Raw genomic sequence first — 240 nt, 5'->3', positions numbered from 1 at the left:
GGAATCAAGTCCAATATTTTCGCTGAACTTATCGTCATTTAGGGCATTACTGATATCTCGTAGTCCTTGTTGTTGTTCCAGTTGTGCATAGACCATAAGCTGTATAAATTTTAAGGTAGTTAGTTTCTTTACGTATTTATCGACCCCCAAGGAATTTAATTTTTGAAGAGTGCATTTGTCAGATAATGGATTAAACAGTTGACTTAATGTGGAATTTATGGTATCCTTGCCTTGCATTTT

1 protein-coding gene is annotated in these 240 nt (G+C 34.6%); it reads right to left on the bottom strand.

Going from position 1 to position 240, the window contains the following annotated elements; translation table 11 throughout:
- Positions 1-240: DUF4372 domain-containing protein (locus ACKX14_RS16410; protein WP_422449504.1), on the bottom strand; the 240-nt coding region annotated here is incomplete at both ends.

Source organism: Thermorhabdus hydrogeniformans (genome assembly GCF_049310025.1).
Lineage (GTDB): Bacteria > Bacillota > Thermosediminibacteria > Thermosediminibacterales > Tepidanaerobacteraceae > JBJYKD01.
This window is presented reverse-complemented; position numbering and strand designations above follow the sequence as displayed.